The sequence below is a fragment of the Myroides sp. DF42-4-2 genome, assembly GCF_030326445.1.
Taxonomy (GTDB): Bacteria; Bacteroidota; Bacteroidia; order Flavobacteriales; family Flavobacteriaceae; genus Flavobacterium.
Genome location: NZ_JACAKI010000001.1, coordinates 303,163 through 317,787, shown reverse-complemented (window position 1 = coordinate 317,787; position 14,625 = coordinate 303,163). Strand labels below are relative to the sequence as shown.

Sequence of the window (14,625 nt, the reverse complement as noted above, 5' to 3'; positions counted from 1 at the left end):
AACAAGATAAAAGCGACCCCTGGGTCGCTTTTTCGTTTTTACCTATATTTTTTAACATCAAACGCATGGCTATATAAAATATACAGACTAAATTACACTCCTTAATTTTAACAATCTTTTATCTTCATGTCACAAAATAATAAAACCTTTGGACAGACTTTGCGATCGTTCAATAAAAACTTCTGGATTGCCAGCTTCATGGAACTCATGGAACGTTGGGCTTGGTATGGAATCTATACCTTATTAGGTCTTTATCTTGTTGGATCAACCGACACCGGCGGTCTTGGTTTTGACCATGTGCAAAAAGGAAGTATTATGGGGGGTATCGTTGGTATCTTGTACTTCTTACCTCTGTTTTTTGGCGTTATCGCTGACCGTATCGGTTATAAAATTTCATTGATTATATCTTTTGTTATCATGATTGTTGGTTACTACCTTTTAGGGGAAGTAACTGCGTTCTCTAATGTCTATGCTGCCTTTTTATTAGTTGCAGTAGGAGCAGCTTTCTTTAAACCTGTAGCATCAGCCATTATTGCAAGTAACACTGATGAATCTACCGGTACCTTAGGTTTTGGTATCTTTTACATGATGGTAAACATCGGTGGATTTATTGGTCCAGCAATGTCATCAGGATTGCGCACGACCTATGGCTGGAACATCATCTTCATCCAAGCCGCTGTGGTAATAGCCATTAACTTAATTGTCGTTTTGTTTTTCTATAAAGAAGTAAAAGTAGAAAAACCGAAAGACTCTATCGCAAAAGCCATTGAAGACTCTATACGAGGTATCTTTGAAGCTTTAAAAGACGTCCGTTTAGGTATTTTATTGTTGTTAATGATCGGGTTTTGGACCATGTTTAATCAATTGTTCAATACACTACCAAACTTTATTGAGGACTGGGTCAACTCTGCAGTAATCAGTGAATGGATCAATGAAAATCTACCTTTCTTAGGAACTTTATTGACACAAGATGGACAAGTGAAACCCGAATGGTTTACCAATATTGACTCGTTTATGATTATTATCTGTCAGGTAACTATTTCCTATTTTGTAACGAAAATGCGTCATATCAATGCCGTAATCCGCGGAGCCGTTATTGCAAGTATTGGAGTTGGACTAACTTTCTATACAAACAATCCCCTTTTCACTATTTTAGGAACCATGATCTTCTCTATTGGAGAAATGATGTCAAGTCCAACCGTATCTTCGTTTATTTCATTAATCACGCCTAAAGGAAAAGATGGCTTGTACCAAGGGACATACTTCTTACCTGTAGCAGCAAGTTACTTTGTTACGGATTACATCTCAGGAAACTTATACCAATCGTGGTCTGATAAGTTATCCCTATTAAAAACAGAGATGGCAACACGTAACCTTCCAATGCCAGAAGTAGTTAGCCACGAACAATTTATAGAACAAGGAGCGAAAACGCTAAACATGTCGATAAATGCTTTTGAAAAACAGTTTAATCTCAAAGCTGAATCTGTAGATTGGCCGACTGTAATACAATCTTTTAAAGACTTTGCCTTATCTAAGAGTATTGACATTAGCCAAGTACACTTCCCATTCTCTAAAAATGAATATTTTGCCTTAGCAGAGCAAAAACTAGGGATGTCGCATTGGGATATGGTGGATATGCTTTGGAATACGTACAACCCAAACAAAATTTGGTATGTAATCGTTGGAATTGGAATTTTTTCCGTTATCACCTTAATGATCTATGACAAATTGGTGATTAAACCGATCGAAAACAAAAAATAATCAACTGTTTTTAGGTTAAAATTATTGAGAGTAAAAAAAATAGCCTTTTATAATAAATAAAAATGGTTATCTTTCTCAACCAATTTAAAAAACAACAATTTATGCAGACAAGCTCGACTACGCAGCCGAACTTTTTTGACACGAAAGTGCTTGGACATCCGGCTGGTTTATTTGTGTTATTCTTCACAGAAATGTGGGAACGATTCTCATTCTATGGGATGAGAGTGTTATTAATTCAATTCTTAACCATGTCCGTGATTGGAATCAACACAGGTTGGGGTTGGAACGTTGCAGATGCGGGAGCTTTGTTTGCTACATATGCTATGTTACTTTATATTACGCCTATTTTTGGGGGTATTCTAGCGGATAAATACATGGGATATCGCTGGGCAGTTGTGGTCGGTTCATTGATTATGACCTTAGGACACGCTGCGATGGCACTAGAAGGAGAAACTTTTATGTACATAGGTTTGGGATGTTTGGTTATCGGAACTGGTTTTTTCAAACCGAATATGACTTCAATCCTATCGGAAATGTACAAATCCTTCCCTGAGAAAAAAGACGGTGCTTATACCATCTTCTACATGGGAGTGAATGCAGGTGCTTTCTTTGGTATGATGCTTTGTGGGTACTTAGGAGAACGCGTTGGATGGCATTGGGGATTTGGATTAGCCGGAATCTTCATGCTATTGGGCACACTTCAATTCTGGTTAGCTAAGCCTATCTTTGGAAATATTGGTGATATACCTTCAAAAGAAGCGAGAAGCGATAAAGAAGAAGTGGTCGATACGACGAACTTGACTCCAGAGGAAAAAGATTCTTTAAAACGCAACCCTTTTACAACGATTGACTATATCTTAATCGCTATTACAACTGTAATCGGATTAATGTATGCCTTTGACGATGTATTTCGCATTGTGGGTGGTATAAACCTATTCCCAGAAACAATCTTAGGCCAAGATGGAGCTACAGTGGGTATCGCCTTTGGTCTAATTGTATTCTTAATACTCGTTATTTGGCGTATCGCCCGTTACGCTAAAGTGGTGCGCGATCGAATGATTGCCGTAATTATCTTCGCATTCTTTACGATTTTCTTCTGGATGAGTTTCGAACAAGGTGCAACTTCTTTGGTTATTTTTGCCCGTGATAATACACAACGCGTCCTATCAGGAGATACCGCTTTACTGTTTAAGATATTCAATACGCTACTTACCATTATTCCGTTAGCTCTAATCTCATGGGTGCTAATCATCTTAGCTAAGCGTACCTATAAAAAAGCATTGATTTCCAACATTATTCTAGGTCTTACGTTCTTAGGCGTTTGGGGAGCCGTTGTTTGGATGTTAGACCGTGATTGGTCGTCTCACGCCTACCAAGTACACTTCCAAACAGTAGAAACACCTGCTCTAAATGAAGATGGAACAGCAAAATACGACGAAAACAACAACGCGACATTTAAATACCAACCTCTTTCATCAGCTTTCCAAGCCAACGAAGGAGACAAAATCGTTGAACAACACACGATCATTTCCAATCGCGCAGAATATGAAGTTGGTACCTCAGTTAAGATTTATGAAGAATTAGGTACGTATCATATTTTAGATGAAGAAATGGAAGCCAAATTAATTGCAGCCTATGGAACGAAAAATGAAGCAGCTCCAATTGTTCAAGCAGAAGTAAAAGAAATTAAAGACAATCAGGTAGAAATTACTGCCTCTTGGTTTTCGATCCTAAACTCTTTCTTTATTATCGCCTTTGCTTCCTTAGTATCTAAACTATGGGATTCAAAATACAACCCTCCAGCTTCAATTAAATACGGATTAGGGTTAATCATTATGGCTTTAGGGTTTGGCGTACTCGCTTATGGTGCAAACGGAATTACGGAAGGAAACAGAGTTTCGATGATGTGGCTTGTTTTTGCCTATTTATTTCATACCTTAGGGGAGTTATTCTCATCACCTGTGGGACTTTCTTATGTATCTAAGCTTGTTCCTGCGAGAATGATTGCATTTATGTTTGGTATGTGGTATTTAGCCATCGCAATTGGTAATAACTTAGCAGCTAAACTTGGAGGTCAAATTGAAAATATTACGGAAAAATACTCCTTATCTGGGTTCTTCCTCATTTTTACTATAGTTCCAATTGTTGCCGGTATTTTAGTCATTGCATTAAATCCCGTTATGAAACGTCTAATGCACGGTGTTAAATAAAAACAAACTTAAATACTCATGAAAAAAATCGCATTCTTATTTGCCCTATTATTTATAGGCATTAGTGCACAAGCACAAGAAATTAAATGGATGACGCTAAATGATGCATTAGCTGCCCAAAAAAAAGATCCAAAACCTATTTTTATGGATGTTTATACCGATTGGTGTGGTCCATGTAAAATGCTAGATAGCAATACATTCAGTGATGCAAAATTTGCAGACTATATTACAAAGAACTACTATGCTGTAAAATTCAATGCTGAAGGAAATGAAACGGTTACCTATAACGGTAAGAAATACAGCAATCCAAGCTATGATGCGAATCGTAAAGGAAGAAATGCAACGCATGAATTAACGTTATTCTTACGCGTACCTGGTTACCCAACGATGGTTATCTTGGATAAAAAAGGAAACATAGATCAATCGATTGTTGGTTATCATACAGCTACACAGTTGTTGAGCAAAATATAATCTCAAAGGAATTGAGAGGACCAATATCCCTTTTCACTTATATCGTGAAAAGGGATATTTTTTTTGCGGCAACTTGAAATTATGCGTTCCTTAAACCCCATACGCAACCCCTTACCTAAAATGACGTATTGGGGATGGTGCCACTCCAAAACGCGATTGATGTTTACCTGGCAGTGCTCTTGGAAATACACTACCTCAAAACGCTGCGATAGGGCATAATGTGGCATAGAGGAAGATAAGACCAATAGCCGGTGATTGTCGTCGATTTGATACATTAGTTGAGGCGTATTGTACACTACTTCTTTCGCTTGAAAGTACCGCTGATACCCTGCCACAATAGAATGACCAACTACACTATCACTAAAAACAAATAGTCTTTCGTTGGAATAATGCAACACAAGTGCTTCCTTTTTGGTTGTGGACGCAAGAATAAGCTCCGGTATTTTCTTTTCGAATATTGTAGGATACACCCAGGAGAACACAAGCATTACAGAAACTAGCCATGTCGCTCCTATTCCCTTAATACGCGGACGCTTCAACAAAACACCCAAGGCAAAAAGCCCTACAAAGAGCAAGGCAACCTTTTCGGTTGTTAGATATAAGTCAGACAGGGAAACATTTGCTTTCGACAGCAAGTCCAACACCCAAAAAACAAAACGCGTCCAATACTCAATGACTAGACCCATGTTCTCCTCAATCCAGGGCAATATCCAACCCAAACACAAAAATAACAAACCTAAAAGGAGCAACACAGTAAGTAGAGGTACAACCACGAGATTGCTCAACAAGAACGTAAGTGAAAAGGAGTGAAAATAATATAGCTGAAGGGGAAGGACACTACATTGTGCTACAAAAGAGACGTAGATCAAGCCCAAAAAATAATTGATAACTTTGTTTTGCGTATAGCATTTAGTAAACAAAGGCATGAGCCAAACGATTCCCAACACGGCAGTATAACTCAGTTGAAACCCGACATCATATAGCCAATCGGGTTCAAAGAGCAAGCTTAAAAATAAGGTAATTCCCACTATTTCTATAGTCTTTTGTTTGCGTCGCCAAGCCACAGCGACAGACAAAAGTGAAAACATAAAAACAGCGCGAAAAACGGACAGTGCAAAACCCGAGAGAAAGACAAACAGCCAGAGCAAACCAATAATTATGAGGTAACGATAGGTTGGCTTTACAAAAGAGGTTAGTTGGTTGAGGAAAACATAGAGAATACCAATATGCAAGCCTGAAATAGCGAGGACATGCATGACGCCCAAATACTGAAATGAAGAAACAAGAGATCCGGCTAATTGGGTGCGATCACCTAGTATAATAGCTCGAAGAATCGCCTTAGTTTGCGGAGACAACTGAGTCGGAGTCTGGATGCGTTTTAGTAAACTACTCCGTATATGGGGTAGGATAAAATCAAATCTGCTTTGCTCTCTCACCTTATATATCTGACTACAAGACAACTGTTTACCAATTCCCTTTCGCTGCATCACAGCAGCATAGTCCACTTGTCCGCGATTGGCAGGGGAACGAAATGATCGAAAAAAACCAACGGTCGCCCAGGTACTTCCAATTTCAACAGCATCCTCCACTAGTAAAACATGTGCGAATCCGCGTGTACGAATCGAATCTACAGCTTCAACTTCAACGAGAAAACGCGTTTTACCTCCTTGTTGACTCTCTTGTGTTTTTTGCTTTTCCACTATGCGAAACTGGATGACATAGTTTTTTTGGTCCACCACCCTCGTCGCGTAGTTCTTGTATTGGGTGCGCCAATCAGAAAATTGAGTGGCCAAAAAACCAGCGCAAAAACACAAGCTATACAACAGCAAAACTGAAAGATAAAATACACGTGATTGATACATCCAATCGCGCTTACAGTATACACTAAGAACTAGCAGTAGAAACAGCAGACAAAAAACAGGTAGAATCAGCTGTAAACTCAGGTGCGGTTTACACCCAATACCGAGCATAACCGCAGTAGCATAAAACAAAAAAGAGAATTTTAATGGCCTCATAAACTGAGTACATCAAAATTCTCTCCACTATAAGTTAAAAGCTTTGATTTAGATATCTTGATCCATCAAAACTCGGTTTATTTGAACAAATCTTCTTTTGTAGTAATCTTCATTTGTTGAAGAAACGATTACGCCTTTGCTTGTTGAAGAATGTATAAATTTAATCTCGTCATCTATGACTTCAGTGATAATTCCAACATGGCTTATTCTAGGTCCTCGTCCCGTTCTAAAGAAGATCAAATCTCCTTTTTGGGCTTCGTTTTTTGAAACTTTATCCCCTACTTTAGCCATAGCACTAGAGTTTCGTGGCAAGTTCACTGACGTATCGTTAAAAGCATTGACAACAAGTCCAGAACAATCTAGCCCACTTCGGGTTGTTCCTCCAAAGCGATAACGCACCCCTTCAAAGTCAAAAGCTGTGCTCAACACCATATCGGACAAATTTGAATCAACACTTTTTGTTGTACTCATTTCTTCTAAAAGGGATTCTAATTGATTTCGAATCTCTTCATCTTCCTTTTTGCTCTCTTTTAAAACTAGTGTTTCTTTCTTTTTACCGGGGTTTTCTTTATTCGTTGTTGCGGCATGCGTATAACTTGAGCAGACAACGCTCAGACCTAATAAAATTGAGGAAAATACTGTTTTATTTTTCATAGCAAATGGGTTTTTACATAGTAGATTTTCAATTAGAATTTTTAATAATCGCTTCGGCGGCTAAATCACTAGCCCCTCGCCCGCCTAAATTATGAATTAATTTCTCATAATCCAATAAAATTTTATCTCTTTTTTCACTTTTGACAATTTTTTCGAACTCTAATGCGATTCTTTTCGCATTACAGTCGTGTTGAATCAATTCGACTACGACTTCTTCATCCATGATTAAATTAACCAAAGAGATGTATTTTAAGGTAATAATTCGCTTGGCAATTTCGTATGAGATAGTATTTCCTTTATACAGTACTACCTGAGGAACTTTAAACAAAGCCGTTTCCAATGTAGCTGTTCCCGAAGTTACAAGTGCAGCATATGCAACATCTAATAGCGCATAGGTATCATTAGTAATAAAGGAAATATTTTGTCCTTTCAGGAATTGTTCATAAAACTCCGGTTCTTGTCCTGGAGCTCCTGCGATAACAAATTGATATTCGGGGTGATTCTGTACTACCGAAAGCATTTCACCTAACAGGCGTTTAATTTCTTGTTTTCTACTACCTGGTAGTAAGGCAATAATAGGCCGGTCATCCAAGTGATATTTTTGTCGAAAATCTACTTTTTCCCTACTGCGGAATTCCTCAATTTCATCAATTAAGGGATGCCCAACAAAGGTCACGGGATACTTGTGTTTTTTCTCGTAAAAATCTTTTTCAAAAGGCAGAATCACATACATAAAATCCACATCTCGCTTAATGGCTTTGATGCGGTTTTCTTTCCACGCCCAGATTTGAGGAGAGATATAATAATGTGTGGGAATTTGATGTTGTTTGGCCCATTGTGCAATGCGCATATTAAAACCAGGATAATCAATAAAGATCAAAACATCTGGAGCAAAAGCAGTAATATCTTTTTTACACAAGGCAATATTTTTCAATATGGTGCGAAGATTTTGAACCACTTCAACAAACCCCATAAAGGCAAGATCTTTGTAGTGTTTAACCAAGGTTCCTCCTACTTTTTGCATCAAATCACCGCCCCAAAAGCGAACTTCTGCTTGAGGATCTTTGGCAAAAATGGATTTCATTAAATTGGCGCCGTGTAAATCACCTGACGCTTCTCCTGCTATAATATAGTACTTCATCTACAACAACTGGGTAATTAATGTAATAATAATAACGGCGAAAATACAGCCTCTAGCTTTATAATCTTCTCTGCGGTTGATGAAAAAAGTGAATATTCCCAAATTCAATAAACTCCCGATAGCAACAATTCTGCCTAACAGTCCTGCTTTGCGGATTAAATCGAAGTTGACAAATAAATCATAATTGGTAAAAAAACGCAAATAAAGCTCCGCTCCTATAACGGTTAAAATCGAACCGATTAAGAACCCCAGTAACATATCTATAATCCTCTTTCTCATCTATACTAATTCCCAATTGTTAATTCTATTGATAGCATGGTGTGCGGTTAAGTCAAAATGAACCGGGACAATCGAAATAAAACCATTTCTCAACGCCCACTCATCGGTGTCTTCTCCTTTATCTTGATTGACAAATTCTCCTTTCAACCAATAGTATTCCTTTCCATTAGGGCTTGTTCTCTTATCGAAATCCTCGATCCAAACAGCCTTAGCTTGTCTACACACTTTAACGCCTTGTATGTCTTCGCTTGGAAGTTTAGGAAAATTGACATTCAACACCACTTCTTTTGGAATCCCCTTTTCAAGAGCTTGCAAGGTAATTTTTTTTACAAAGGAGCGAATTTGATCAAAGTCTGCATTCCAGCTAAAGTCTTGTAGAGAAAATCCAATGGCCGGAATACCACTCATACCCGCTTCTAAAGCTGCACTCATTGTTCCGGAATAGATCACATTAATAGATGAATTCGATCCGTGATTAATTCCCGATACACAAAGGTCAGGTTTGCGTTCAAGTATTTGACCCAATGCAATTTTTACACAGTCAACCGGTGTACCTGAACAAGCGTATTCGTGTTCTAACTCAGGATCAATATGGACGCGTTCGAGTGTGAGTGTACTGTTAATCGTAACTGCGTGCCCCATTCCAGATTGCGCACTGTCAGGAGCGACCACAACCACATCGCCTATTTCTTTCATTACTTCAATTAAAGCACGGATTCCTGGAGCCGTAATACCATCGTCATTCGTAACAAGTATTAATGGTTTTTGCATCATCTCAAATTTTTAATTACTTTCGTAAAAGTAAGAATTATTATGTAATCCCTTTTGTTATTTCAGACTTTATAAACAGTCAATTACAGCGACTAGCTATCTTATTTTGTGATTTAACAAATAATTATCGACTTACATCTTAATTACTCTACTTTTTTAACTACTTTAGTTCAAAACTATTTAATGAATACTATTGGGGCATTTATGAAAAGAAATTATAAGGTCATTATACTTCTACTTGCAGTTTCTGCAGCTTTATGGAGTTTTAGATCTAAAAAGGAAACGCAGGATCCAGAGAAAGACCAACTCTTGCTAGAATTAGTCACCTATCTAATGGAGCGTACCCATTATGATCCACCCAAGTTAGACGATAAATTTTCTCAGCAGGTATATAGCGAATATATCAAAGCTCTCGATCCGATGAAGCGTTATTTTCTTCAGTCGGACATCGATGAATTTAGCAAATACGAACTTTTAATTGACGATATGATTCAATTAAAAGATCTATCTTTTTTTGATCTAACCTATGAGCGTATCACCCAGCGAATGAATGAAACAAAATCAATTTATAGCGAGGTTTTAGAGGCTCCTTTTGACTATACGCAAATGGAAACTTTTGATGCGGATTACGACAATATGCCCTTTGCTAAAACGCCTGAAGAATTAAAAGATCGCTGGAGAAAGCAAATGAAATTGAATACTTTATCAACGCTTATGGACAATATTAAGATCCAAGAGGGCAAAGATGTGGTAGAAGAAGAGGAAGAAGAAACAGATGAGTATGGAAATACCATTGCAAAAGCAAAGCCAGCTAAAAAAGAGGAGAAACCCAAAGAAATCAAATCGTTCGAGCAATTAGAAAAAGAAGCTCGTGAGACAACGAAAAAATCCTATGACGAATACTATGATGTTGTAACGGACTTAGAGCGCAAAGATTGGTTTACTGTGTACTTAAATTCTATTGTAGAACGCTTTGACCCACACTCTTTTTACTATGCTCCAGAGAACAAAGAGAAATTTGACGCTAGTATGAGTGGAAGCATCGAAGGGATTGGTGCTGTCTTGAGAAAGAAAACGGAAGGAGTTGAAATTGCAGAATTAGTACCAGGTGGACCAGCTTCAAGAGGAAGAGAAATCGAAGTAGGTGATGTGATCTTAAAAGTTGCCCAAAGCAAAGAGGAAGAACCTGTTGATGTCGTGGGTGTACGCCTTGACAATGTAGTTAAACTAATCAAAGGTAAAAAGGGAACAACGGTTTATTTGACCATCAAGAAGATTGAGGGAACTATTAAAACAGTTGCTATCACCCGTGAGGTGATTGAATTTGAAGAAACTTTTGCCAAATCGAGTGTTATTGAAGATGGAGAAAACCGCTTTGGAATTATCCAATTGCCAAAATTCTACATCAACTTTGAAAATAAAGACAACCGCAACGCCTTTACGGATGTTCAAAAGGAAATTATTGAACTCAAGAAACAAAATGTGAGCGGCATTATCATGGACTTGAGAAATAACGGTGGTGGATCCCTTCAAACGGTAGTGGATATGCTAGGGTTATTCTCTAAAGAAGGTCCTGTTGTCCAAGTAAAATCATCGAGAGGAAAGCAACAAGTTTTGGATGACAAAGGAACGCCGATTGTATGGGATGGACCTCTTGTTGTCTTAGTCAACAACTTCTCTGCTTCTGCATCTGAGATTTTCGCTGCGGCAATTCAAGATTACAAGCGCGGATTGATTATAGGTAGTAAACACACTTACGGAAAAGGAACGGTTCAAAACTTAGTTGACCTAAATGAATTGTTGAAAAAACAACCGTATGGCGATTTAGGTGCGTTGAAAATTACCCTACAGAAGTTCTACAGAATCAATGGAGGATCAACGCAGCGCGAAGGAGTATTAAGTGATATCATCTTACCAGATCGCTATTCCTACATTGACATGGGAGAACGCGACATGGACAACGCTATGCCGTGGGATAAGATTGATCGCGCTAATTACACGCCATACAACAATGATTTCACTTCTGTAATCAACAAAAGTAAGTCTAGAATTGCAGCAAATGAGCAATTCAAATTAATTGATGAAAATGCACAGTGGATCAACGAGAGAAAAGATGAAAAATCAATTTCGTTGAACTTAAAACAATACGAAGAAAAACAAAAAGAGGTTGACGCCAAAGTAAAGAAATTTAAAGCCATTTCGAAATACAACAACAAGTTGACCTTTACCTCTTTACCTAGTGAAATTGAGCGCATAAAAACCGATACAATTTTAGAGCAAAAAAGAGACAGATGGCATGAATCTTTAAACAGTGATGTTTATGTTGAGGAAGGAATACGCATTCTAAAAGACATTCAACAGCTAACTAAAGTGCCGACGAATACGAAAAAATTTTCTGATAAAAAACTATAATCAGCTAGTTTAATGGCTAGAAATAAGAATAGCAACACCCATATTGCGCTCCGAAAATTCAAAAAAGATTTTCGGGGCGTTTTGTGTTTTTGGATGATCATCTTCTTTATACTACTCAGTGTATTTGCTTATTTTATCATTCCGGATCAATCGCAACACGCCAATGCGGGTGACTTAGCTATTCGGTCAAAACAACCCGGTTTCAGTACGCCTGTATTAGTTTTTCCAAACACAGCTAAAACGACATTTTCGGAATACTGGTTTGGTCGAAAACAAACCGCTGAACAGATTCCGTTGAGCGCTTATCGATTTACGTCTGACACCTTGTTTTACACTCCGTATACCGAATTAAAAGACGCTGCACAAGAAAAGAAGCTAGCACTCCATGCATTTAGTTCGCAAGAACAAACTCAGTTGATCCAGCAAAAAACGCATTGGCTAGGTACAGACAGCCAGGGAAGAGATTATTTGAGTCGCTTGGTTTTAGGGTCTCGCGTATCAATTTCCATCGGATTTATAGCCGTTTCCATCTCTTTGCTTATTGGGATAAGCTTAGGCGCTATTGCAGGCTATTACGGGGGTAAAATAGACGCTTTTATCTTGTGGGTGATCAACATTTTCTGGTCTATCCCTACGCTGCTCCTGGTGATTGCTATCACCTTGGCTTTAGGAAAAGGATTTTGGCAAGTTTTCCTCGCTGTTGGACTGACGATGTGGGTAGAAGTTGCCCGTGTTGTTCGTGGCCAAGTAATTAGCGTCAAACAGCAACAATACATAACAGCCGCAAGAGCATTGGGGTATTCCGATTACAGAATTGTCACCCATCATATATTACCCAATTGTATGGCTCCTGTCATTGTAATCTCAGCAGCAAATTTTGCATCAGCTATCTTAGTAGAAAGTGGATTGAGCTTTTTGGGAATTGGAACTCAAGTGCCCACACCGAGTTGGGGGGCCATGATCAAAGAAAACTACAACTATATTTTAGTAGGTAAAGCTTACCTAGCCCTGTTACCAGGATTAGCAATGTTCTGTATCGTCATGTGTTTTACACAACTGGGCAATGCCATTCGAGACGCTTTTGACGTGAGAAAATAATCGAGTTATTTGATGAGAATATGACGGATATCCGATTTGGTTCCGTTGTAAATATTTAGGTCTACCTTGCCATCGATCCCCTTTACCACACCTTTTTCTGTGAATTGCCAAAAATGCCATTCCGGTTTAATTTCCTCAACAAAAAAGTTGTAATTCGCAATCCATACAATATGATCGGGAAACCACTTCTTTAAATGCGTTGTATAGTAGTGTTCTCCAGAATATAGAATTGGCCGAACGCCATAGTGTTTCTCGACAATTTCCATCCATCGTTTGAGTCCTAGGATCAAGTTTTCCATGGATTGTTGTTTGGGTAAATCTTCGATATCTAATACAGGAGGAAAATCGCCTTCAGAGAGCTTTACGGTAGCAATAAAATTCTCGGCCTGTTTACTTGAATTTTCATCCGGACGATAATAGTGATAGGCGCCGCGAATAAAGTGATTGGCACGTGCTCCTTTCCAATTTAGTGCAAAGGCTTTATCTTTACCATCATCGCCCATGGTAGCGCGCACAAAAACAAATTCTAGCGGAGCATGTTGCGCAACAGAATCCACCACTTTCCAATCAATTACTCCTTGATAATGGGATACATCAAACCCAATCATACGATCGGAATGACGTTGTAATACCTCTACCGTACGAAAGTCAAAAAAAGATTTTTCATCTGCTTCTTTGCGCTGAGCGCTAAAGAAATACTTGATTCCCTCTTGAAAGGTAATACCAAACCAAACTCCTGCTCCTAGCAGAACGACTACAATACAAATCCACTTCAACCGCGTGAATGTTGTTGATCCTTTTTTCTTTTTTGGACGTCGAGGAGTAGGTTTTCTCTTCGCAGATTGCCTATTATTCACCACTGCAATTGGAGAATTTTTCCCAGTTCCGTATTTCGTAGAAGCCATACTTATAGTAAAAAAGCAAAAATACGCAATTTACATGAACTCCTTCAACTAATTACACTACTGGAGTTTGATCCACTTTTAATACAGGTACAGGCAAGGCAATATTATTCAGCTTAAACTTCTTGTCGATGGCAAAGCGAATATCACTCGATATGCGATCATTATCAAAGGCATTTTCAATAAAGTAGTACAAAATAAAGCGAATAGAAGAATCGCCAAACTGATCGATAAATACAATAGGATGTGGGTGTTTCAATACGTCTGTATTATCTTCTACAGCGGAAAGTAAAACAGCTTTGACCAACTCAACATCGGTACCTATATAAACTCCAACGTCAATTCGCGCACGAATAACAGGATCTTCATGCGTCCAGTTGTACACAATATCATCAATTAATTTGCGGTTGGGAATCACAATATCTTTGAGGTTTCGCGTTTCCACAATCGTACAACGCAAGTGGATGGCCTTTACACGAGCCACTTGTCCATTAATCTCAATTACATCCCCCATATTCAGTGTTTTGTCGAATAAAATATAAATCCCCGCGATGATATCGCGAAAAATATCTTGTAAGGCAAACCCCAACCCCACGAACAAAGCCGCAGATGTAGTCAAAAACATGCTAATGTTTAATCCAACCACGTTCAGTATAAAGAAGAACATGATCACATAGATAAAGTAATTGACAAAATTAAAAACGCTGCGCAAGCGCAACGCAACATCTGGGGGCGAGTTTTTAATAAATGCTTTCCGCAAAAACGTCAATCCATAGCGCGTAATCATCAAGGTAAACACAATAAATAAAATCGTACCTATGGTTATACTCAATGATTTACTGGCGTAAAGCTCATATTCTAAAAACTTGGAAAGGAGTAGTTTTAAATTCAAAATAATCTCTGTTATTAAG

Annotated in this window: 12 protein-coding genes; 5 read left to right on the top strand and 7 right to left on the bottom strand. The window is 38.3% G+C overall.

The annotated features are described in order from the left end of the window. Positions 1-126: 126 nt before the first annotated feature. The 3 genes from HX062_RS01425 (at position 127) to HX062_RS01415 (ending at position 4,442) form a co-directional block, all read left to right on the top strand. On the top strand, positions 127-1,761 hold the full coding sequence (locus HX062_RS01425; protein ID WP_286466076.1) for an MFS transporter: 1,635 nt from the start codon (positions 127-129) through the stop codon (positions 1,759-1,761). A gap of 101 nt (positions 1,762-1,862) precedes the next feature. Next, the gene (locus tag HX062_RS01420) at positions 1,863-3,971 is read left to right on the top strand and encodes a peptide MFS transporter (RefSeq protein ID WP_182625426.1); all 2,109 of its coding nucleotides are present in this window, start codon (positions 1,863-1,865) and stop codon (positions 3,969-3,971) included. A gap of 18 nt (positions 3,972-3,989) precedes the next feature. Further along, on the top strand, positions 3,990-4,442 hold the full coding sequence (locus HX062_RS01415; protein ID WP_286466073.1) for a thioredoxin family protein: 453 nt from the start codon (positions 3,990-3,992) through the stop codon (positions 4,440-4,442). A 2-nt stretch (positions 4,443-4,444) separates the two neighbouring features. Here HX062_RS01415 and HX062_RS01410 read toward each other — a convergent pair whose 3' ends face one another. The 5 genes from HX062_RS01410 to surE are packed head-to-tail and all read right to left on the bottom strand — an operon-like array spanning position 4,445 to position 9,302. Further along, complete coding sequence (locus HX062_RS01410; RefSeq protein ID WP_286466071.1) at positions 4,445-6,457, bottom strand: ComEC/Rec2 family competence protein; 2,013 nt, start codon at positions 6,455-6,457, stop codon at positions 4,445-4,447. A 48-nt stretch (positions 6,458-6,505) separates the two neighbouring features. Then, the gene (locus HX062_RS01405) at positions 6,506-7,111 is read right to left on the bottom strand and encodes a C40 family peptidase (RefSeq protein ID WP_182625423.1); all 606 of its coding nucleotides are present in this window, start codon (positions 7,109-7,111) and stop codon (positions 6,506-6,508) included. 28 nt (positions 7,112-7,139) lie between these two features. Next, positions 7,140-8,252: a lipid-A-disaccharide synthase gene (lpxB, locus tag HX062_RS01400; protein ID WP_182625422.1), complete on the bottom strand. Its 1,113-nt coding sequence runs from the start codon at positions 8,250-8,252 to the stop codon at positions 7,140-7,142. Then, on the bottom strand, positions 8,253-8,531 hold the full coding sequence (locus HX062_RS01395) for a hypothetical protein (RefSeq protein WP_182625421.1): 279 nt from the start codon (positions 8,529-8,531) through the stop codon (positions 8,253-8,255). Then, positions 8,532-9,302, bottom strand: a complete 771-nt coding sequence (surE, locus tag HX062_RS01390; RefSeq protein WP_182625792.1) for a 5'/3'-nucleotidase SurE — start codon at positions 9,300-9,302, stop codon at positions 8,532-8,534. 183 nt (positions 9,303-9,485) lie between these two features. Between surE and HX062_RS01385 the strand changes: the two genes are divergently transcribed. Both HX062_RS01385 and HX062_RS01380 read left to right on the top strand, forming a co-directional pair. Beyond that, positions 9,486-11,714 carry a carboxy terminal-processing peptidase gene (locus HX062_RS01385; protein WP_182625420.1) on the top strand — a complete coding sequence of 743 codons (2,229 nt, stop codon included), beginning with the start codon at positions 9,486-9,488 and terminating at the stop codon, positions 11,712-11,714. A 12-nt stretch (positions 11,715-11,726) separates the two neighbouring features. Then, positions 11,727-12,812, top strand: a complete 1,086-nt coding sequence (locus tag HX062_RS01380; RefSeq protein WP_182625419.1) for an ABC transporter permease — start codon at positions 11,727-11,729, stop codon at positions 12,810-12,812. A gap of 5 nt (positions 12,813-12,817) precedes the next feature. Here the strand turns inward: HX062_RS01380 and HX062_RS01375 are convergent, their stop codons facing one another. Both HX062_RS01375 and HX062_RS01370 read right to left on the bottom strand, forming a co-directional pair. Next, positions 12,818-13,717 carry a glycoside hydrolase family 25 protein gene (locus HX062_RS01375; protein WP_286466062.1) on the bottom strand — a complete coding sequence of 300 codons (900 nt, stop codon included), beginning with the start codon at positions 13,715-13,717 and terminating at the stop codon, positions 12,818-12,820. Between the two features lie 52 nt (positions 13,718-13,769). Beyond that, positions 13,770-14,606 (bottom strand): mechanosensitive ion channel family protein, encoded by an 837-nt coding sequence (locus HX062_RS01370; RefSeq protein ID WP_182625417.1) that lies wholly within the window; start codon positions 14,604-14,606, stop codon positions 13,770-13,772. Positions 14,607-14,625 lie beyond the last annotated feature (19 nt).

What these genes read in the sequence shown, in the direction of transcription:
- HX062_RS01425 (WP_286466076.1), top strand. Translation starts at nt 127, where the DNA reads ATGTCACAAAATAATAAAACCTTTGGACAGACTTTGCGATCGTTCAAT.
- HX062_RS01420 (WP_182625426.1), top strand. Translation starts at nt 1,863, where the DNA reads ATGCAGACAAGCTCGACTACGCAGCCGAACTTTTTTGACACGAAAGTG.
- HX062_RS01415 (WP_286466073.1), top strand. Translation starts at nt 3,990, where the DNA reads ATGAAAAAAATCGCATTCTTATTTGCCCTATTATTTATAGGCATTAGT.
- HX062_RS01410 (WP_286466071.1), bottom strand. Translation starts at nt 6,457, where the DNA reads ATGAGGCCATTAAAATTCTCTTTTTTGTTTTATGCTACTGCGGTTATG.
- HX062_RS01405 (WP_182625423.1), bottom strand. Translation starts at nt 7,111, where the DNA reads ATGAAAAATAAAACAGTATTTTCCTCAATTTTATTAGGTCTGAGCGTT.
- lpxB (WP_182625422.1), bottom strand. Translation starts at nt 8,252, where the DNA reads ATGAAGTACTATATTATAGCAGGAGAAGCGTCAGGTGATTTACACGGC.
- HX062_RS01395 (WP_182625421.1), bottom strand. Translation starts at nt 8,531, where the DNA reads ATGAGAAAGAGGATTATAGATATGTTACTGGGGTTCTTAATCGGTTCG.
- surE (WP_182625792.1), bottom strand. Translation starts at nt 9,302, where the DNA reads ATGCAAAAACCATTAATACTTGTTACGAATGACGATGGTATTACGGCT.
- HX062_RS01385 (WP_182625420.1), top strand. Translation starts at nt 9,486, where the DNA reads ATGAATACTATTGGGGCATTTATGAAAAGAAATTATAAGGTCATTATA.
- HX062_RS01380 (WP_182625419.1), top strand. Translation starts at nt 11,727, where the DNA reads ATGGCTAGAAATAAGAATAGCAACACCCATATTGCGCTCCGAAAATTC.
- HX062_RS01375 (WP_286466062.1), bottom strand. Translation starts at nt 13,717, where the DNA reads ATGGCTTCTACGAAATACGGAACTGGGAAAAATTCTCCAATTGCAGTG.